Source organism: Cytobacillus sp. QJM3NY_8, from assembly GCF_056173585.1.
In genome coordinates this window covers 1,884,744-1,905,352 of sequence record NZ_CM149681.1, presented here as the reverse complement: position 1 = coordinate 1,905,352, position 20,609 = coordinate 1,884,744, and the positions used below count along the sequence as shown (strand labels likewise).

Here is a 20,609-nt window from a genome sequence, read left to right as displayed (position 1 = left end):
CTCTAGCGTATTTCATCAACAATTCCATCTCTTATGATGATGGTTTTCCCTTTTTCTATGTCTTCCCAGCGGGTACCCTTTTGAACCTCAATAATCGCCTGGACTTCTTTTTCTTTCAATTCGCTTCCTAACGGTAGCATATGTAATTGTTCTATTTGAAAATCGAGCAGCTGGACTTTTTCCTGCCTCATTTGAATTTCCTTTTCAAAATGCTTTTTTAGACTGGCCGGATGCAGTTTTTTGGTTTTTTCCTGTTTTTTCAGTTCAAACCTCAGCTGATCACTTTCTTTCTGCAGCTGCTTTTTTTTGGCCATATAGCCTTCCAGCAGTTCTTTCTTGCTGTTCTCTGTCAGCACCTGCTTAACTGTAACCGATTGAATGATGTTCACGTACAGCGCCTCCCAAATTGATCCGATTAAAAAAACGGCTTTACTGACTGCTGTCAAATTCTTAGTTGGCGATGTTTATATTTTAACTTTTCTGGTGTAATGCTGTGTTACTTTATATATTCTGCCCGCTGATTTCAGAACGGGTCACTTGCTTTCCGCTGGGAGAGATGAGAGCCTCCTCGGCTTCGCCTGCCTGTGAGGTCTTTCACTTTCCTTACTTCCCGCAGGAAATTTGATAAGCTTCCACGAAATTACACCGCACAAAGGAAATGCGTCAGCATTTTCGAGGATCAAATGCCCCTCCACTCCAATCAACTCAGCAGATTGAATAATATTTTAAATCAGAGGACAATAAAGTTCAAACAGCAGGATTTTTTAGATTGTAAAAAAAGGAGGGGAAGCCCCTCCTTTTTTTGGTAATACCCTGCTCAATGCAGGATAATTATTCTATGATCTCTAAAAAGATCTTCTTTTGTTCTGATGAACCTGCTGCATAGACAACGGTCCGTATTGCTTTCGCAACGCGCCCTTGCTTCCCAATTACTTTCCCCATGTCATTCTTGTTGACGGAAAGCTGATAGGTTACGCGCTGATCCTCTTCTTGGACATTCACTTGAACATCTTCCGGAAAATCAACTAGGGGCTTAACAATCGTTTCGATAAGCTCTTTCATCTTATAATGAATTACTTACCGTTTTTAGCGTTATGGAATTTCTCCATAATGCCTTGCTTAGAGAAAAGGTTGCGTACTGTATCAGATGGCTTAGCACCTGTCTGAAGCCATTTAAGAGCCAACTCTTCATTGATTTCAACGATCGCTGGTTGAGCAACCGGGTTGTAAGTTCCTACTGTTTCAATGAAACGTCCGTCACGAGGAGAACGAGAATCAGCTACAACAATACGATAGAAAGGGTTTTTGTGAGCACCCATACGCTTTAAACGAATTTTTACTGCCATTTTAAATAAGCACCTCCGAATAGTTTCACACAAGATAGTATAATATCAGATTGTTAATTAGTTTGTAAAGGTTTTTTTCTTTACATCTTATGAAAAGCTTTGCTGACAGCTTAAAAAGGGTTAAAAGGAAGCTTAAATCCGCCTTTTTTCTTGCCTTTTTGCTGCATGCCAGCCATTTGCTTCATCATCTTTTTCATGTCTTCAAATTGCTTCAGCAGACGGTTAACTTCAGGCACGGTTCTTCCGCTTCCCTTGGCAATCCGTTTGCGGCGGCTTGCATTGATGATTTCAGGGTGAGTTTTCTCTTCCTTCGTCATCGATTTAATAATCGCTTCAACATGAGTGATTTGCTTCTCGTCGATTTGGATATTATTCAAGCCTTTGATTTTGTTTGCACCAGGCATCATTTTCAGCAGCTCATCGAGCGGTCCCATGCTGCGGACCTGACCAAGCTGATCCAAAAAATCATCGAATGTGAAAGAAGCCGTGCGCATCTTCTGCTCAAGCTCTTTTGCCTTTTCTTCATCCACATTGGCCTGTGCTTTTTCAATTAGGGATAGGACATCTCCCATACCTAATATACGGGACGCCATCCGTTCTGGATGGAACGCTTCAAGCGCATCCAGTTTTTCCCCAAGACCGACGAATTTAATCGGCGTGTTTGTTACGGATCTAATGGATAGAGCGGCACCGCCTCGAGTATCGCCATCCAGCTTCGTCAGGACAACCCCAGTAAGACCCAGCAGATCATTGAAGCTTTGCGCTACATTAACCGCATCTTGACCAGTCATGGCGTCTACAACAAGGAAGATTTCATCTGGATTGGAAAGCTCTTTGATTTGCTTTAGCTCATCCATTAAGGCTTCATCCACATGCAGCCTTCCTGCTGTATCGATCAGAACATAATCATGATGATCCTCTTTTGCCTTTGCGATTGCCTGTTTTGCAATTTCAACAGGACTGACTTGATCACCAAGGGAGAAGACCGGCATATTAAGCTGTTTGCCAAGTGTTTCGAGCTGTTTAATCGCCGCAGGGCGGTAAATATCTGCAGCAACCAGCATAGGATTGCGGTTATACTTTTTGCGGAGCAGGTTTGCAAGCTTTCCGGTTGTAGTCGTTTTACCGGCACCCTGAAGACCGACCATCATAATGACTGTCGGGGGACGATTGGAGACAGCAATTTTGCTTTGCTCTCCGCCCATCAGTTCCGTTAATTCTTCTTTAACAACCTTAATGACTTGCTGTCCTGGCGTCAGGCTCTTTAATACTTCCTGTCCGACAGCACGTTCGCTGACTTTTTTGACAAACTCTTTGACGACTTTGAAGTTTACGTCCGCTTCCAAAAGGGCGAGACGGACTTCACGCATCATTTCTTTTACATCCGCTTCATTGATTTTGCCTTTTCCGCGGATCTTCTGAATTGTATTTTGCAGTCGGTCGGCCAATCCTTCAAATGCCATATATGCCGCCTCCTAATCTAATTTCTCAAGCTCTGCCACTGCTTCTTCCAATGCTTCTCGGGAAGGGGAGCCTTCCTGAAGCATCACTTTTATTTCTGCAATCAGCTTGCTGCGCTCTTGAAATTTATGAAATAATAATAGCTTTTCTTCATACTCTTCAAGCATTGCTTCTGTTCTTTTAATGTTGTCATATACCGCTTGCCGGCTAACATCATATTCCTCGGCAATCTCTCCAAGCGAAAAATCATCCAGGTAGTACAGGGACATATAGCTTCTCTGCTTAGGAGTTAACAACGATTGATAGAAATCATATAGGTAGTTCATCCTCGTTGTTTTTTCGAGCATTCCCTATTCCCCCTTGTTAAGTGAAAAGCCTTTACAAAGTAAGTTTACATAGAAGTTCATAGCATGTCAAGAAAATATCTTTACAGGGTTAATTATTCATTTTATTTTCACTTTATAATTTAGCCCGTTGATTTCAGCACGGGGCACTTGGCTTTCCGCGGGGAGGAACGGGAGCCTCTGAGCAGGAGTCAAGTGCGCTGCAATCAGCTCAGCGATCTATAATACTTTTCTAAATCCAGCATACGTTATTGAAAAATCCCCACTTACTTTTTCCTGTTTTTTGCATCCAGCAGCCTTTTCATGCGTTCTTCTCTTTCTTTCGGCGAGGATTCTGCTGGAGGTTTTGGCCGGTTTGTTTTTTTCTTTTCTTTTGTTTTTTCCGGTGTTTCTTTTACAGTAGTTCCCCCTTGAAGTTTATCAGGCATCTGCACGGAAGGAGATTTTTTTTCCCTGGAAGCTTTAAGGTTTTGAATTTTAATAGGAGCCTCTGGCTTTTCCTTTTTATTTCTGTTTTTCTTCAAAATTCCCGCAGCGATAGCAGTTAAGCCAAAGCGCCTTAAAGCGATTTCTGAAAAAAAGATCAGGAATGCAGCGAGAAGCAGCCATTCGCTGATTGGCTGTTTGGTGCTGGCTGGTTTTTTGAGCGGTCGGAAAGCTTCTTCTCCGCTTTCCAGCTCCTTGCCGCCAGTCATTTTTGAGAGTGTCTCCAAATGCTCTTTATTTGTACCCTTTTGCAAATACTCTTCTGAATAGGGAATAGTAAAACCAGTCTGATGAACCTGTATATTCCCATTTTGATCTGTCTGTTTAATATTTAAAAAATACATTCCTGCACTTTCAGGCATTGCCGCCTCATATTTACCTGGAGCAGTAAGCCTAATATTGGCTTCTATCTGATCGCCCGTTTCCGATACGATGGATGCCTCAATTGGCAAAGATCTGCTTGCCGCAGACTCCAGGCTGAGCACTGTATTGCCATCCTTATTCTCAACAGCAACCCTGTATGGTTCACTTTCATATTGCGGCAGGGTTTTGGTGACAAGCTGATTAATAAATGATGGCCACTTTTCCCATCTGGCCCAATCTCCTGACCATTTGCCCGAGGAGTCGGATGTAAAGGCAGCTGCCCGCCCCATTCCGTATTGCCATTCAGCAAGTACAGGATCCTCTATTTCGCTTAACAGCGGCACCTGTGCTCGCGGCTTGGCCGTAGCAGCTATATAGGCATTCATTTCCGGAACACCTTTTTCAAAGAGTGAGGACCAGTCCGGGTAGGGCTGAACACTTGGAAAGAATGGATTGTCTTCGATATAGGTTCTCGTAGCCATTACGGTTTCACGTGATAAAATGCTCGGAATGACGGAAGAGTCTGTAACATCATAAAAACGCCCTGATCCCATTCCCGCAAGATCTTCAAGAAGCCCTCTATCAGCATCCTGACCAAGTGCAACAGTTGATAGAGTGATATTTTTCTCTTTCCCGTCTTCGATTAAAAGCTCATAGTCTCCATTTGTGGCAGATTGGCCATCTGTCAGCAAAATAATATGCTTTCTCTGAAGCTGCAATTCTTCAAGCTCACTGTAGGCTTGTTCCAGAGAAGTAAAGATTTCTGTCCCCCCGCCTGGAGTTATAGATCTGATTTTTTCAATTGCCTTCTTTTTATCTTTGAGAGGCTCGGTTTCAAGGATTTCCCATGGCCGGTCATCAAATGCAATGAATCCGAGTGTATCTTCTTCACGCAGCAGTTCCACTGATCGGACAGCCGCTTCTTTTGCCAATTCAATTTTATTCCCGGCCATGCTTCCAGAGCGGTCCATAACTAATACCAGGCCTAAGGAAGGCATTTCTTTCTTGCCCTTGATATCCATATCCACCGGCAGCAATTTCTCAATCGGAGTTTTAAAATAGCCCCCCAGCCCGAAGCTTTCTTCACCGCCGAACATAATAAAACCAGTGCCGAATTCCTTAACTGCCTTCTCCATCAGCGTCATTTGATGCTCTGAGATAACTGTTGCAGGAACATTATTAAAAATAATCGACTGATATTGCAAATACCCTGAGAGAACGGTTGGAAGCTTCTCTGGGAGAACCGTGTCTGTCTCGAGGCCTGAACCTTTTAACAGATTCGCAATATCACCCGCGTCCTTCCCTTGTACGATCAGGACCTTAGGAGTTCCCTTAACATTAACAACCGAGTGCAGTGTATTGTTTTCAGAGAAGGTGTCCTGGTCAGCAGCTATCTCTGCCTTATATACCGTTAACCCTGCAGTATCTGCCTTGTGAGTAAAGGTATATACATTTTTCCCTTCATTCACTTGAACGCTTTCCTTTAAAACCTCTTTATGATTTACAGATAATCTGATATCAGCTTCTTTGGCAATATTGCTGGTAACTTCTATTGTAATCGGAGCCTCTTCTCCTAAATAAAGTGATGGAGGCATCTTTAATTCTGAAATTGATACATCGTCACCTGCTGCTGTTCTTAATGGCACATGGTCAATCTCGATATTTCGATTCTTTAAAACTGAGGCAGCCTCCAGGCTTTTGCCTGCCGTTTCATTTCCGTCCGTCATCAAGACAATTCTGCCAGAAGAATCCCTCGGAATGAGTGAAGCGGCAAATTGCAGGCCTGCTTCCAGATTCGATTGAGAATCATCTGCTTTCCCGTTAAATTCGGTAATAGCTTCACGGTTCCTGCCCAAATTCTGTTCAAGCACCACATTTTTGCCAAAAGCCGCCACCGCAAATTGATCCTCACTTTTCCTTTTGCTGGCACTGTTTTCTATCCAGGCAAGTGCTTCATCATTTGAACCGATGCTTGCAGAGCGGTCTGCAAGATATACGACGGTCTGCCCCTTAACCGGAAGGAGGACCTGCGGGACGGTTAGTGCAAAAATTAACAATGAGAAAATGACCAGTCTTAGACTGGCAATCCAAAATTTTTCGTTGCCTTTTCCTCTGTGATTTCGAATAAACAAAAAAACCATAATGACAGCAGGAATCAGGAACAGAAACAGGAAGGGATATTTAACCTCGATGCCCACGGCGATATACCTCCCATTCGATAGCAATCAGTATAAAAGCAATTAAAGCCAGCCAGAACCAGAGGCTTTCGTTGGGCCTTTGGATCATGCTGTTTTTTTCAGATGATTTGTCATTCACTGTAAAAGATTCTGCTATTTCTGCATTTTTCTCCCTTTCATCCAGAAGGACAGAAAAATAATAAATTTGATTTCCTGATACCGCCTGGTAAGTTCCGGGAATCACAGGAGCTTTAAAGTTTTCTTTGTTTAGATCAAGGGAGTAGAGATTTTCGTCTTTATTATTGAAAATCTCCCATCTTCCATTTCCTTTGCCAATATTTATCCATCTCTCTTCTCCGGCGCTGAAATATCCAAGGAAATCTGATTGCTGGGATAACCACTGGTAAGAGTTATACAAAAAGATCGGAAAACCTGGCAGGAGCGGCCAATCTGTGTCGGATAGATCGAAATTGACAATAATAATTGGCTGTCCATTCTGCATTCCCCTCTGTATTAAAGGAATGTCTCCACTTTTCAAAACAGTCTCCCATTCTCCTTTCAATGCAGCGGAAGCGGAACTGATATACACACGCCCAAAGTCTGCATATTCAAATAAAGGATCCTCATCCCCCGAAATTGCCTCTTTTAGTTTTGTTTTTTCCTTGCCTGTGTTAAAAAAGATCATTGGCAGCTCTGGAAGTTCCGATAATGTGCTTCCTTCTGCTACAACCACACCCTTCATTTCAAAACCTTTGAGAGCAGCTGGATCAGTCTGCAGCAATTCGGCTCCTATGGTTTGAAAGCCCTTCACCGCAAACGGATTTACATCCCCCATTGTGTATACCTTTGGTTTTGGGTCTGTGTAAATAGAGGCTGCGAAATTATCTGCTCTGTAGCCGTCATTAATGGAAACGGATGCCTCATAATAAGGTTTTTCAGGCAGGTTTTTAATTTGGACGGTTGTTTGTTCATTTGCTTTCAATGATAAATTTTGTTCAAACAAGACTTCATCCTCAAATTGGACGGTAAAACCTGTTTCTATATTTTCGGAAGACTGGTTTTCTATCACGGCAATGGCTGAGATACCATCACCAGCTGCAGCTGTCCCAAACGATTGCAGCGAGACGTTCCTTGCATCCTCTCCGATATTATGTGCAACAGTGTATAGGCCAGCCAGTTCCTCCATTAAATCATTCTTTACAGCCGAATCTGAAAAAATATGAAGAGCTGTGTCTTTTCCAGAAGATAAGGAACCTGCCAAAAGAATGGCTTTATCCATATTTTCATGTTCATAAGTAAGTTTCAGCCCATCAATGGTTCTGCGAATGGCATTTGGATCATCTTCACGGCTTAATAGGATCTCATTTTTCTCTCCTGCTTTAATTAGGGTTACCTGATGGCCATTAAGTTTGCCGGCAAGGTCAAGCATTTCCTCTTTTGCCATCTCAAAACGGCTCTTTCCTCCGTGTTCAGCCGACATAGAGGCGGATGGGTCTATAATGATGATTAAATGTTCTCCTTTTAAAGAATCTTCAAGCCAAAATGGGCGCACAAGGGCCAGCATCAATAAGATCAGAGCCAATAATTGCAGCCAAAATAATAGATTCTGCTGAAGATTTTTCAGCCAAGGGGAAGCCTGCCATTCGTTCAGCACCTGCTCCCAGAGCAGATTGGATGAAACGGTCTTTTCAGTGTACTGCTTCCGAAAGAAATAAAATAAGATAACAGCCCCTATGAAAATGGCTAATACAAAATAGATAGGATTTAAGAATTGCATTGTGTCCTCACCTGACCAGCCCCTTCGCATACAGATCCCTGAAAAGAACGGACTGAAGATCTCTTGTTTCCGGAGCAAAGATATACTGGCCGCCATACCGTTTGCATAAAATCTCAAGCTGTTCATTATGTTCTTTTAGGCGCTTTTCATATTCAGCTAATATGGAAGGGCTCATGCTGACATTTACAGCAGTCCCAATTTCACTATCAATCAACTTTATATCTCCAGAATATGCAGGAGTAAGCTCTTCATCTGCCTGCACCTGAAATAGCCAGAACTCCTGTTTTAACCCCCTGAGCTTCCTAAAAAGGCTTTCCCAATCCTGAAGGGGCTCAAAGCCATCCGCTATTATTACAGCAAGTTGCTGATGTTTAGAAAGAGTTTCTTTCAGACAGCCCAGAAAGTTTGTGGACTGAGCTGCAGGTTCAATTTTTTGGATTTCCATGAACGTTCGCCTGCTGTAAACAGAGCCTTTCCTTTTGATAGGCTGTACGCCTGCAGAAGAAACTGGTGAAAAGAAAAGCCGGTCTTCACTTGAAAGCACCATAAAGCTTAAAGCTGATGCCAGCGCTTTGGCATATTCCCATTTCTGCTGGATTTTTGTCATTGAAGACGTTGCATCCAGGTAAACTGCAATAGAAAGCTCCTGCTCATCCAGGAAGCGTTTAATATAATGTTTTTGTGTTCTGCCATAGACATTCCAATCTATTTGCCGAATATCGTCACCAGGCTGATAGGCCCTGAAATCAGAGAATTCCATGGAAGATCCGAATTTATGGGATTTCCTGGACCCTGAATGATATCCTCTTTTCCTTGTCTTTGCAGCAATCTTTCGTTTTTGAAGCTTTCCAAGAATAGCTTGATGGCTGTTCATCAGCTCTTAGCTCCCCAGGAAGTTTCTTTTAACAAAACTTCAATAATTGAATCCGCTGAAATACCCGCTGCTTCTCCCTCAAAGTTCAAAATAAGACGATGCCGCAAAACCGGATAGGCAACGTTTTTAATGTCCCCTATTGATACATGGAATCGTCCGGAGCACATGGCTCTTGCTTTTGCCATACTTATCAGACTCTGAAGGCCGCGTGGACCGCTCCCATATTGGACGTGCTTTTTCACTGTTTCTGGTGCCCCCTCTGAATCCGGGTGCGTTGCAGTGACCATCCAAACGGCATAATCCAGGATTTCATCTGATAGGAGAATTTCTCTCGAAAGCTCCTGAAGAGCAATGACATCCTTCAATCCCGCAGCTTTATTTAAATGGATTTTTTGCGACCCCGTTGTCCTCCTGGCAATTTCTTTTAATTCTTCTTTAGTCGGATACACAACATTCACCTTGCATAAAAACCGGTCCGTTTGTGCTTCCGGCAAGGGATAAGTCCCTTCCATATCAATCGGGTTTTGAGTTGCGAGTACAAAAAATGGCTTTTCCATCTTTTTGGTTTCGCCCATAATCGTGACCGTTTTTTCTCCCATTGCCTCGAGCAGGGCACTTTGTGTTTTTGGTGTTGCCCTGTTAATTTCATCTGCCAGAATGATGTTGGCGAAAATGGGCCCTTTATGAAAACTGAATGTTTGCCTGCCAGCTTCATCAGGCTGAAGCAGCATGGTTCCAGTTATATCTGAAGGCATAATATCAGGGGTGAATTGAATGCGTGAAAATTTAAGATCAAGTACTTCAGCAATGGTTTTAATGAGCATAGTTTTACCCAGCCCTGGCAAACCTTCAAGCAAAACATGCCCTCCTGAGAATATGCTCCATAGTACATGTTCGACCACTTCTTCCTGGCCGACTATAAATGATTGAATTTCATCTTTTACTCTTGCAATGATATCTGCCGCTTGTGCGAATTGCTGTTCTTTTTCCTGTGTTACCGACATTGCAGTCACTCCTTGTCAGGATCTATACTAGTAAAATAACTTTTAACGATTTCCTCTAAATCAGCCGGAAGCTTGTACCGGTCCGTACTTTGCCTGTATGCCTTTTCATAATTCCCAAAAACTTCACTGTATGGTCTGATATTCCCTTTTAAGACAGGGCCTTCCCCTTCAAACTGTTGTCCTGGATTCCCCTGTCCAAGGCTGCCGTTGTCATTTTCAATATTCGTCTTCCCTTCCATGCCAGATGGGATGGTGAGCAGCTCCCTAGACCCCTGTCCGAGCCCGGCACCTCCTCCAAGACCGCTGCCTGAACCATTCCCTGAGCCAGCCCCGGTACCAGATCCCGAACCATTTCCTGAGCCGGTTCCATTTCCTGAGCCGCTGTCTGAACCCGCTCCGCTGCCATTGCTGCTGTTTGAGCTATTGCCAGCTTGATTTTGATTATTTTGCTGATTTGAATTATTCTGCTGCCCCTGCTGAGGCGTATTGGAGGCGTTTCCTGAACTGCCAGGCTGGCCAGGCGGCGAAAACGCTAGCTGTCCCGAGGGCATTCCATTCGCAGCCATCTGCTGCTGTAAAGAAACCCCTGAACTCTGCAGAGCTTCCTGTGCTGCAGCCAGCTGTTTTAAAAGCTCTTCTGATTGCAATGCCTTTTCGAGCTGATCCAGGAGACTTGTCAGCTCTTCTTCAGACAACTGTGCATCACTTCCAGTAAGCTCTTTCAAGGCATTTCTTTGATATTCATTAAGTTCCTTTCTCTGCTTATCAAGCTTTGAAAACTCTTCCCTAAAGGAAGCCAGATCTTTTTCTTTCAGCATTCGGCTTAATTGTTCTAACCCGCTCTTATCAAGATTATTTTTAATATTATCCAGGGCTATTGATTTTTCTTTTTCTTTAATTGCTTTCAACTCAAAGCTTTTTGTTTGTTTCTCTAATTCCTTCAAAGCTTCCTCAGCTGACTTTTTTTCTGCAATCTTGTCTTTTGCTTCTTCTAATGCTTTTTTCACTTCAGGATTCTTTTCTTTCTCAGCTTTTTTCTCAAGTTTCTCTTTAGCTTCTTCAATTATCTTGATTTCTTTTTCCTGTTTTAGCGCCAATTCCATTTTCTCGCCGGGAATCATGTACAAAAGCACTGCCAGACCTAGGAAAGACAAAAACATTAGAAAAGGTTTAGGAAGAATGAAAGTTTTCTTCCTGCCTAAAACCTGATGATGCACCTTTTTCATATGCTTTACTGCATCTGCCAGCTGCAATCTTGCAAGAATGCCATCATCGTGAAGGAAAGAATGGGCTGTAATGACCCTGTCTTCAGCTACAAACGTGTTATACAATGATGCAGTCTGGATCATGTCAGGACGCTTCTTCCAAATTCGAAAAGCTGCATAAATAGCAGACAGAAATAAAATCAGCAGGAGATAGTTTTGGAGAAATGGGATAACAAAAAATCTTGCAGCCATCATAAGAAAAAAGGCCAAGACAGCAGCCGATAAAAGGAACACCTGGAATTCCTTAACGATCAGCTGAAATAGGAGCTGTCTTTTTACCGGTTTTAAAAGTCTAAGATATTGATTGCGGTTTTCCACCGATATCATTCCCTTATTAAAATTTACGGGCAATCCCGTCTCCCAGGGATTTGCCCGAATAAATACTAGCCCTTTTTCATATTGGGACGGAGTTTTTTTATGCTCAGCAGAATAGCTCCAATGAAAATCAATGTGTACGAAATTAAGTATGAAATCCATAAAGGAAATTCAATGCCTGTTGATCTAGTAATTTCATTGGTCATTTCCGGCTCAAAGGTGCTCATTAGAATAATGACCGGGTTAAGCATAGCCGGGAAGTATGCAAGAGGATTTGTTGGCTGAGTCCCTGTATAGCCATATGCATTGGTTAATTGCATAAAAATCAAAGTCAGGAATGCGGTTCCTCCAGCTAGAAATAAAGTAACCCCATAGGTGGTAACCATCGAGACAATTGTTTTTCTAATGAGCGTTGAAAATAAGACCCCGAGACTTCCATAAACCAGGATGGTAAATAAATAAAATCCCATTGTCGTAAGCAGCTGACCTGGGGAAATACCTCCAAATAAAAACACAAAGCTATAGAGAGGCAAACTTGCCGCAATAAGCAAAATCAAATATGAAATGGAAGAAATCAGCTTGCTCAAAATAATGCTAGAAGAGCTTTGGGTCGTCGTGAGCATGATATTTAAGGTCTGCCTCTCTCTTTCACTGCTGATAACCCCAGCTGTTAAACCGGGAGTAATAAACAGAATTAAGCCAAGCTGCAATATAGATAGGACCATAAACATTGTCCGGCTCTGATCAGGTTTAAAAAAGCCCTGCATATTATTTGACAATGATTCTATAAAGATAAAACCAACAATGATCAGCCCTAATGCCAAGAGGTAAAAGAGTACCCCCAGGTAGCTTTTAAAGCTGCGGAAGCGGAGCTTAAACTCTTTATTCAGAACAGGATTTACGACTAAATTCTTCATGTCAGCTCAACTCCCTTTGTAATTTCCATAAAGACATCTTCCAGATCCGTTTCTGCTTCTGCAAAGCTGGTGATCGCTAAATTATTTAAAATGGCTCTTTTCAGCAGTTCTGTTTGTTCTTCAGCTGTCCCTTTATAAATAAACTGAAAAGATGCTCCGTCTTCCAGTAAAGCCAATTTAAATATATTAGGATCATCCTCAAAGAAAGAAACGGCCTTTTCTGAACTTCCATGAACTTTTACAATGATCAGCCTTTCTCCCCTCAGCTGTGACTGAATATCAGCAACAGACCCCTGAGCCACCAGTTTTCCCTGGTCAATAATGCCGATGGTATCGCACATTTCTGCAAGTTCAGGCAGTATATGTGAAGATATTAAAATTGTTTTGCCCATGCTTTTCAATTCTTTTAATATTTCCCTCATTTCAACCCTTGCTCTTGGGTCAAGTCCTGATGCAGGTTCATCCAGAATCAGCACTTCAGGATCATGGATAAGACACCTGGCCAGGCAGAGACGCTGCTTCATGCCTCTTGATAATAGGTCTACATATGACTCTCTTTTATTTGACAAGTTGACTAGGTCGAGAAGCTGCGGTATCAGCTTCTCGCGTTCTGCGAATGGTATGCCGTAACTCGCACCGTAGAAGTGCAGATATTCATCAGCCTTAAGCTGGTCATAAACCCCGAAGAAATCCGGCATATAGCCTATCTGCTTCCTCACGAGTTTTGAATCCTTTTGAACATCATACCCGTTTACGTACGCAGAGCCCGAAGTGGGGGCAAGTAAGGTTGCCAAAATGGAGAAGGTTGTGGATTTTCCTGCACCATTCTGTCCGACAAAACCAAATACACTGCCTTTTTCTATATTTAAATTTAAAGAATCAAGTGCTGTAAATTTTCCGTATCTTTTCGATAAATCCATAATTTCGATCATTTTGCCACCTCCCCTTTGATCGTAACAGCCGGCAATTGAACGAAAGGATCACCCTGAGCTGATTTATTCAGCTTCATAATAAAACGGCCTTCTTTCGAAACGTACTGGGTTAAGTCATCTTTACTTGTCAGCTTTATGCTCCTTTGATCTGGTTCAATCGGCAGCCACTCACCCGTTTTATGGTTTTTTATCGAATACTGTACGTTTTGGCTATTGATCCTTACCGAAATTTCTTCTAATCTATATGTTTTCTCTTTTAGCTGCTTCGGGAGGCTGAGAATATATTCATATTCTCCGTCTTCAAGCATCATTTCTGCATTCGTGCTGCCCATGCCTTTTTCATAAATCTGACCCTGGATCACATTCCAATCAGCTGCCATCATTCCATCCTTCAATGTAAAGGATCCGGAGAACTCATTTATGGCCTCAAATGGCTGAAGGATCAGATTTGTGTTATTCTGTTTTTCCTTCTTCCCTCTCATGGCTACATCAATAATTGATTCTTTTGTAATCCCCGCAAGGACTGGCTGAGCAACATCCCCAAGCAGAAATGTAGTGGAGGCATATTCAAGCTTTTCTCTTCTTAACCTATTTATATCATTTTGGCCATTGGCAGGATATGCCCCATTAAAAGTTCCTCCATATGGTCTGCTCAGCAGGGACTGCTTTATGGTTTTATCCACTTTAATTGCCTCATCTTTCTTGATTGGCCCTAATTTGATTGCTTCATTGCCTGACCAAATATATAATTCTTCAAAATCATACTCACTTTCGTTTTTGATTGTTCCAGTTAATCTCTTTTCCTTAAGGGTGAGGTCCGCTTTAAACTTCCCATTGATATCGGTCTGGGCCTTTCCGTAAATTGTTTTGGATGACCAATATTCTACCTCAGGGAAAATAATCTCATTGTTTTTTACCTTTTCAGCCATGATTCCGCCTCTAAGGGGATCTGATGTATTGGAATTGTTTGAATAAACCACTGCATTAAATTCACCTTTGGGCATTGAGAGGGTATATTCACCGCTTTTATTTGAAAGCAGGGTTGATGCCTGATATCCGGTAAGCAGATTGTTATTCACTTTATAGATCCCCATCTGGTTCAGCTGCGGCTGAGAAATTCTATCTTTTGCTCCCATTCCAAAGACAGCTGTCCCCATTAATATGGCGATGGAAGGAATGATCCACCAGGAATGCTCCCGTTTATCAAGCTTTCTTAATACAAAATAAAGAACAGGCACTATCAGAATAATATAACCGGCAAAAAGGCCAATAAGCTGCCCGATTGAAAAATTGGATGCAGGAAAGAATTCATTCACTTCTGCAAATTCCCAATACAGCTGGTCCAGGTAATCCTGAGAATATGGGCTGGATCCAATGCCGGCACCTGTTGCCTGATTAATAAAGTCTGCAAACCATGTGTCGTATCCCTGCCATGAAGATAAAGGCTCATCTCCCAGTGAAAAAGCTGTCTGCAGAATCGTCCCGCTTCCATACTCCTTTTTCACTGCTGCTGGAAGATCCCCGCTTTCAGCGATAACTTCTGCACCCGCTTCAATGGGACCAGTAAAGAAGTTGAGTTCTTTAAAATCCGGCTCCTCGCTCTTTGCTGACTGCAGGAATTTTACTGTACCGGCGGCCTCGTTTTCAGATTTCATTGGCAGCAAAGAATATAGTTCTCCATAGGCACCGCTTGCATCAGGTCCTCCTCCGGCAATCAATGCTCCACCGTTGTACACCCAGTTCCTTATAGCTTGTTGCTGTTTGTCACTAAGCTGGGATATCTTGAATTCATCAATCAGCAAATAATCGAGTGTTTCCAATCCTGTCGCTTCATCCGGCAAATCTTCCTTATTAAGTTCAATCATCGATTTTGAAGGAAGCGTCCTCAATTCTTTTACACGGTCATAGTTTTCACTGAGAACACCAATTACTTCAGTTGCCGTATCTATAAATTTCGGCTTTAATGTATTTTCGCCTTTAAAACTAACCTTTTTTCCGTCTTTCCAATCACCTTCATAAAGAGTCAGTAAAGGAATGTTCTGATACATGGAAGGGTGGTCCTCTGTCATGCCAGGGATGGAAACCAGGTATTCCTTAGCTGTTCCGGCAGGAAGCTCTACTTTTACAGTAACCGCACCGCTCGTATTGTAGGATGGATGGTAACTTATCAGCAAATCCCCGCTAAAAGCCACTCCTGTATTTTCCATCTTAATCCGCAGAGGAAACCCCTCTCCTCTTTTCACTTTTCCGCCAAAGCCCTCATCTATAGAAACTTTGATGTCTGTGCTGGCAGCTTCTGCTGTTTGGAATGGATGAAACATTAATACAAAACAGAATAAAGCCATGATGAACACTTTTAATTTTCCGTGCAACCCAATCTCCCCCATTAAAAATCTTAAGTATCTGCCTTATGTTTTTTTTTAGGCAGTCTTTAAAAATATAAATTATTGCCAGCCTGATGACTTCTTCCTTAGTATAGACGCTGCCGGCTGACAAAAAGTTCCTGCGGATATTTATTTAATTTGTTTGTCAGACCAAACTTGAAAGACATTTATTAACACAGTGTAATTTTACACTAAAAAATATAAATTTCAAACTATTTTTTATATTGTAAATTTCGTAAAAAAAACAGCCGGAGAACTCGCTCTCCGGCTGTGTAACAATTTTATTCTTCCTCTTCTTCTTCTGCTTCTCTTTCGACTATGTCGGCAAAGAGTCCATAGACATACTGTTCTGCATTGAATTCCTGCAGGTCATCCATTTTTTCACCTAAACCTACAAATTTCACCGGGATTTCAAGTTCATTTCTGATTGCAAGAACGATGCCGCCCTTTGCAGTTCCATCCAGTTTTGTAAGAACAATACCAGAAACATCAGTAGCTTCCTTGAAGGTCTTAGCCTGAATCATGGCATTTTGTCCAGTTGTAGCATCAAGTACTAGCAATACTTCATGCGGGGCCCCCGGTACTTCCCTTTCTATTACACGCTTTACTTTCTCTAATTCTTTCATCAGATTGACTTTATTCTGCAGGCGTCCCGCAGTGTCACAGATTAAAATATCAGCTTTGCGGGACTTGGCAGATTGAACGGCATCATACATGACAGCTGCAGGGTCAGAGCCAGCTCCCTGCTTAATGACATCAACGCCGACACGTTCTCCCCACACCTCAAGCTGTTCAATCGCTCCTGCACGGAAGGTATCTCCTGCTGCAAGCAGGACATTTTTTCCTTCATTTTTGAACTTATGGGCAAGTTTTCCGATCGTGGTCGTTTTACCGACTCCGTTAACACCAACAAATAGGATAACAGTTAGTCCCTCAGATTGAATATTTAATTCTGTGGAGGTTTCGCCTGCACTGTCATAAATTTCTACAAGCTTTTCTGAGATGACAGCCTGCACATCGCGAGGATCCTGAATATTCTTGCGTTTTACTTCCCTTCTCAGCTCTTCGACCAATTCCATGACAGTATCGAATCCAACATCCGCCCCAATTAAGATTTCTTCCAGTTCCTCAAAAAATTCCTCATCCACTTTACGGTACCTGGATACAAGGTCATTTACCTTATTTGAAAAATTATCGCGCGTTTTGGTTAATCCGTCTTTAAACTTTTCAGTAACACTATCTGTCTGCTTAGTAATTTTTTCTTTTAGTTTTTTAAAGAAACTCATGTTTTCACTTCCTTATAAAAGCAATATGTATTAGTGCGGAACAGGTTGTAAACTGTCCCGCATTAAAGCTGCTATTGAGTAATTAGTTCCCTGGTTTCTTCCAGACGTACAGATACCAGTTTGGAAACACCGGATTCCTGCATGGTTACACCGTAAAGGACATCCGCTTCTTCCATTGTTCCTTTTCTGTGGGTAATAACGATGAACTGGGTGACGTCGCTGTATCTCTTTAAGTATTGGCTGAACCTTTGCACGTTTGCTTCATCCAAGGCTGCCTCTACTTCATCAAGGATACAGAATGGAACAGGACGTACTTTCAAAATGGAAAACAGCAATGCAATTGCTGTAAGTGCCCTTTCTCCTCCAGATAATAATCCGAGGTTCTGCAGTTTCTTGCCTGGAGGCTGTGCGACAATTTCCACACCTGTATTCAATAAATCATCAGGCTGGGTCAAGCGTAAATCGGCTCTGCCGCCGCCGAATAAAGATTGGAAAACCGACTCAAAATGGAAACGGATCCCTTCGAAGGTTTCTTCAAATCGCCTTTTCATTTCAACATCCATTTCATCGATAACCTGGAATAACGTATCTTTTGCTTCCTGAAGGTCTGTTTTTTGTTCAAGCAGGAATTCATATCGTTCAGATACTCTGTCATATTCTTCGATTGCCCCGAGGTTCACAGCCCCAAGCTCTTCGATTGCCAGCTTTATGAGTTTTACTTTTTTTCGTGCTTCATCAATCTCAATCTCCAGCGGATATTCCTCTTTAGCTCCTTCAAAAGAAAGCAGATATTCTTCCCTTAAATGATTCAGCTTATTTTCCAGCTCAACATCAAGCCGGTTCTGCTTAACTTCCTCATCTTTCAAAACTTCTACCAGCCCTTTATGCTGGCGTTTTAATTCTTTTGCCTCAAGTTCCAAGTCCTCTAAAGATGTTTGGAGCTTTAAGCGCTCATCCCTTCTTGAAGCAATCAACTCAAGCGTTTCATTCTTTTCCTTTAATTTTTGCTGTGCTGCCTCTTCCAGATGCTGCTCACCTGAAGAGCTATTCGTCATTTCAGATGATAGCAGTTCTAAATCCTCTTTTACTGTTTTCAGCTTATCCCTGTTAGCAGCAAGCTCAGAAATTAGTGCGGCTAGTTTGTCCTCAGCATGATTCAGCTGTTCACTTTTGGAAGCGAAGCTGATTTTCAGCTCATTTATTTCAGATACAAGAGTTTCCTTTGAAGTCTGCTGGGTGTTTTTTCTTTCTGTTAATGCTTTAATCACATTATCAAGATCAGCTATTTGTTTTTGCTGCTGCTCCAATAGATCTGCAAGCTCACTCTTTCTGGTCAGCAGTCTTTCTCTATCTTCCGAAAACTGTGCTTTGTCCATATCATAAAGAGATAAGCGCTCATTAATGCTTTTCTCCTCAAACTCTACTTCTAGAAGCTCTCCTTTTACCCTCTGTTCCATCAAACGAAGCTCTTCACCTGTTTTTCTAAGCTGTTCAATGCGTGTTTCCTGTTTTTGAATTTCGCCTTTTTGCAGTTTCACTTGTTTTTCGAGGTTAGCTGTTTTGGATTCCATGTCCAAAATTCGTGATTTCAGCTCTTCAAGTTCACCTTTGCGTGAAAGAATGGAAGTGCTTTTCTGTTTCAGGGCTCCTCCCGTCATGGACCCGCCGGGATTAACCACATCTCCATCAATAGTAACGAGTCTCACACGGTATTGAAGAAGCTTCGCCAGTTCATTGGCTCCTTTAAGGTCACGTGCAATAACAACATTGCCAAGCAGGTTTTCAATAGCAGACTGATGCCTTCCTTCAAACCGGATCAGCGTAGCAGCTTCACCAATAAAGGCGGGATGGCCTTGAACCGATTGCAGTTGCCCGGCATTAAGCCTTTTCCCCTTCACTACGCTTAACGGCAGGAAAGTTGCTCTTCCGTATGAATTCTTTTTCAGGAATTGGATGGCACTTCTCCCATCCTGCTCATTTTGTACGATGATATGCTGCATGGCACCGCCAAGAGCAGTTTCAATCGCCGTTTCGTACTCTTTTGGCACCTGAATTAATTCCGCTACGGCTCCTTCAATTCCCTGCAGCTTGCTGCCCCTTGCTTTCAATATTTCCTTTACACCTTGGAAAAAGCCCGAAAAGTCTTCTTCCATTTCTTCAAGCATTTCCTGCCTGGATTTTGCCTGCTGCAAATACTGATAAGCCTGATACAATGTTTTTTCCTGCTTTTGATAATTATTCTTTAATGATTCAAGCTTGCGGTCTTCCGTTCGAAAAACATGTACCTGACTCTCTATTTCTTTTTGCAGGCTTTCAAGTTCTGATTGTATCTTTTGCTTTTTCTCTTCATTTTTCTTGCGGTCGGCAATATACTTTTCGTTATCCATCTCAAGCTTAGAACTGCGCTGACCCTGCTGGCTGAGCTGCTGATCAATATTCTGCAGTTCGTTTCTTGAAGCCGCCTGGCTATTCAGCACTTCAATATAATCACTTTTCAGCGATTCAATTTTCTCTTCCGTATTTTCACTGAAGAGTTTGAGCTGTTCCTGCTTTTCCTTTAATGCTTTCTGAAGTTTAACTGCTTCTTCCTTTATTTTTCCTTTGAGAGCCGACTGCTTTTCTTCTTGCTCTTTTAATTCAGTTATCTTCGAAGAAAGTTCCTCCATGTTTCGATGAAGCTGGTCTTTATTCTGGCTGGCATTTTTCTTTCGCTCTTTTAGGACTTCTTTTCTGCCTTCCAGTTTTTCAAGCTCTTCACTGGCATGAAGGAGTACGTCCTGTAAATCATTTACTGATTCATCGATTGCAGCAATATGATCCTTTAACTCTTCCATTTTGGCTTCTTTGTTCTGAATAACTGCCGATAGCTTCATTTCATCTTCTGTATGCCGTTCAAGCTGACGTGAAAGCTGCTCCCATTTTGAATGCAGGTCTTCTATCTCATAGACTGTAAGGGCAACTTCAATTTTCTCAAGCTCTTCCTTCTGCTGCAGATAATCTTTTGCAATCGAAGCCTGAATTTTCAAAGGCTCTACCTGGCTTTCAAGTTCATGAAGAATATCATTCACCCTGTTTAAATTATCCTGGGTTTCAGAAAGTTTGCCTTCCGCTTTTTTCTTTCTTGTCTTATATTTAAGCACACCAGCCGCTTCTTCGAATATCGTCCGGCGTTCTTCAGCTTTGCTGTTTAGAATTTCCTCTACCCTGCCCTGGCTTATTATTGAAAAAGCTTCCCTGCCAAGGCCTGAATCCATAAATAAATCTACGATATCTTTTAATCTGCATGTTTGCTTATTGATTAGGTATTCACTGTCTCCAGATCGGTAAACCCTTCTTGTAACACTGACTTCACTGTATTCAATCGGCAGACCCTGATCGCCGTTATCAAGGGTCAGTGTAACCTCAGCAAAATTCTGCGCTCTCCGGGAATCACTGCCAGCAAAAATGACATCCTCCATTTTCGCGCCGCGAAGGGACTTAGCTGATTGTTCCCCCAATACCCAGCGTATGGCATCTGTTATATTGCTTTTTCCGCTTCCATTTGGACCTACAACTGCCGTAACGCCTGGAACAAAATCAACCGTGATCCGCTCAGCAAATGACTTAAAACCAATAACATCAAGCCTTTTTAAAAACAACCTTGCTCCCCCTCTGTCTCCTCCAAGTTTCTATTCTTCG

The 20,609-nt window shown here is 42.3% G+C and carries 15 protein-coding genes; all 15 read right to left on the bottom strand.

Annotated elements, in window-relative coordinates:
- Positions 1-2: 2 nt before the first annotated feature.
- Positions 3-389: a YlqD family protein gene (locus AC0VZ9_RS09930; protein WP_009330782.1), complete on the bottom strand. Its 387-nt coding sequence runs from the start codon at positions 387-389 to the stop codon at positions 3-5.
- A gap of 442 nt (positions 390-831) precedes the next feature.
- The gene (locus AC0VZ9_RS09925) at positions 832-1,062 is read right to left on the bottom strand and encodes a KH domain-containing protein (protein ID WP_009330783.1); all 231 of its coding nucleotides are present in this window, start codon (positions 1,060-1,062) and stop codon (positions 832-834) included.
- 11 nt (positions 1,063-1,073) lie between these two features.
- Positions 1,074-1,346 (bottom strand): 30S ribosomal protein S16, encoded by a 273-nt coding sequence (gene rpsP, locus AC0VZ9_RS09920; RefSeq protein ID WP_009330784.1) that lies wholly within the window; start codon positions 1,344-1,346, stop codon positions 1,074-1,076.
- A 110-nt stretch (positions 1,347-1,456) separates the two neighbouring features.
- The gene (gene ffh / locus AC0VZ9_RS09915; protein ID WP_009330785.1) at positions 1,457-2,809 is read right to left on the bottom strand and encodes a signal recognition particle protein; all 1,353 of its coding nucleotides are present in this window, start codon (positions 2,807-2,809) and stop codon (positions 1,457-1,459) included.
- 12 nt (positions 2,810-2,821) lie between these two features.
- Complete coding sequence (locus AC0VZ9_RS09910) at positions 2,822-3,154, bottom strand: putative DNA-binding protein (protein WP_009330786.1); 333 nt, start codon at positions 3,152-3,154, stop codon at positions 2,822-2,824.
- Between the two features lie 263 nt (positions 3,155-3,417).
- On the bottom strand, positions 3,418-6,198 hold the full coding sequence (locus AC0VZ9_RS09905; RefSeq protein WP_251175169.1) for a VWA domain-containing protein: 2,781 nt from the start codon (positions 6,196-6,198) through the stop codon (positions 3,418-3,420).
- Complete coding sequence (locus AC0VZ9_RS09900) at positions 6,182-7,954, bottom strand: vWA domain-containing protein (protein WP_217025445.1); 1,773 nt, start codon at positions 7,952-7,954, stop codon at positions 6,182-6,184. Before AC0VZ9_RS09900 ends, AC0VZ9_RS09905 begins: the two co-directional genes overlap by 17 nt.
- 7 nt (positions 7,955-7,961) lie before the next feature.
- The gene (locus AC0VZ9_RS09895) at positions 7,962-8,828 is read right to left on the bottom strand and encodes a DUF58 domain-containing protein (RefSeq protein ID WP_251175167.1); all 867 of its coding nucleotides are present in this window, start codon (positions 8,826-8,828) and stop codon (positions 7,962-7,964) included.
- Entirely contained in the window at positions 8,828-9,832 is a 1,005-nt protein-coding gene (locus AC0VZ9_RS09890) for an AAA family ATPase (RefSeq protein ID WP_071156622.1), read from the bottom strand. Before AC0VZ9_RS09890 ends, AC0VZ9_RS09895 begins: the two co-directional genes overlap by 1 nt.
- A gap of 5 nt (positions 9,833-9,837) precedes the next feature.
- A complete protein-coding gene (locus AC0VZ9_RS09885) occupies positions 9,838-11,448 on the bottom strand; it encodes a zinc ribbon domain-containing protein (protein ID WP_475397309.1) in 1,611 nt (536 codons plus the stop codon).
- A gap of 32 nt (positions 11,449-11,480) precedes the next feature.
- On the bottom strand, positions 11,481-12,329 hold the full coding sequence (locus tag AC0VZ9_RS09880) for an ABC transporter permease (protein ID WP_009330793.1): 849 nt from the start codon (positions 12,327-12,329) through the stop codon (positions 11,481-11,483).
- Entirely contained in the window at positions 12,326-13,261 is a 936-nt protein-coding gene (locus AC0VZ9_RS09875) for an ABC transporter ATP-binding protein (RefSeq protein WP_009330794.1), read from the bottom strand. Before AC0VZ9_RS09875 ends, AC0VZ9_RS09880 begins: the two co-directional genes overlap by 4 nt.
- The gene (locus AC0VZ9_RS09870) at positions 13,258-15,633 is read right to left on the bottom strand and encodes a hypothetical protein (RefSeq protein ID WP_475397308.1); all 2,376 of its coding nucleotides are present in this window, start codon (positions 15,631-15,633) and stop codon (positions 13,258-13,260) included. The genes AC0VZ9_RS09875 and AC0VZ9_RS09870 overlap by 4 nt, the downstream gene beginning before the upstream one ends.
- 293 nt (positions 15,634-15,926) lie before the next feature.
- Entirely contained in the window at positions 15,927-16,931 is a 1,005-nt protein-coding gene (gene ftsY / locus AC0VZ9_RS09865) for a signal recognition particle-docking protein FtsY (RefSeq protein ID WP_009330796.1), read from the bottom strand.
- 71 nt (positions 16,932-17,002) lie between these two features.
- Positions 17,003-20,569 (bottom strand): chromosome segregation protein SMC, encoded by a 3,567-nt coding sequence (gene smc / locus AC0VZ9_RS09860; protein WP_475397307.1) that lies wholly within the window; start codon positions 20,567-20,569, stop codon positions 17,003-17,005.
- Between the last annotated feature and the right edge of the window lie 40 nt (positions 20,570-20,609).

Coding starts and splice junctions, on each gene's coding strand:
- AC0VZ9_RS09925 (WP_009330783.1), bottom strand. CDS start 1,062: ATGAAAGAGCTTATCGAAACGATTGTTAAGCCCCTAGTTGATTTTCCG.
- AC0VZ9_RS09910 (WP_009330786.1), bottom strand. CDS start 3,154: ATGCTCGAAAAAACAACGAGGATGAACTACCTATATGATTTCTATCAA.
- AC0VZ9_RS09880 (WP_009330793.1), bottom strand. CDS start 12,329: ATGAAGAATTTAGTCGTAAATCCTGTTCTGAATAAAGAGTTTAAGCTC.
- AC0VZ9_RS09900 (WP_217025445.1), bottom strand. CDS start 7,954: ATGCAATTCTTAAATCCTATCTATTTTGTATTAGCCATTTTCATAGGG.
- ffh (WP_009330785.1), bottom strand. CDS start 2,809: ATGGCATTTGAAGGATTGGCCGACCGACTGCAAAATACAATTCAGAAG.
- rpsP (WP_009330784.1), bottom strand. CDS start 1,346: ATGGCAGTAAAAATTCGTTTAAAGCGTATGGGTGCTCACAAAAACCCT.
- ftsY (WP_009330796.1), bottom strand. CDS start 16,931: ATGAGTTTCTTTAAAAAACTAAAAGAAAAAATTACTAAGCAGACAGAT.
- AC0VZ9_RS09890 (WP_071156622.1), bottom strand. CDS start 9,832: ATGTCGGTAACACAGGAAAAAGAACAGCAATTCGCACAAGCGGCAGAT.
- AC0VZ9_RS09875 (WP_009330794.1), bottom strand. CDS start 13,261: ATGATCGAAATTATGGATTTATCGAAAAGATACGGAAAATTTACAGCA.
- AC0VZ9_RS09895 (WP_251175167.1), bottom strand. CDS start 8,828: ATGAACAGCCATCAAGCTATTCTTGGAAAGCTTCAAAAACGAAAGATT.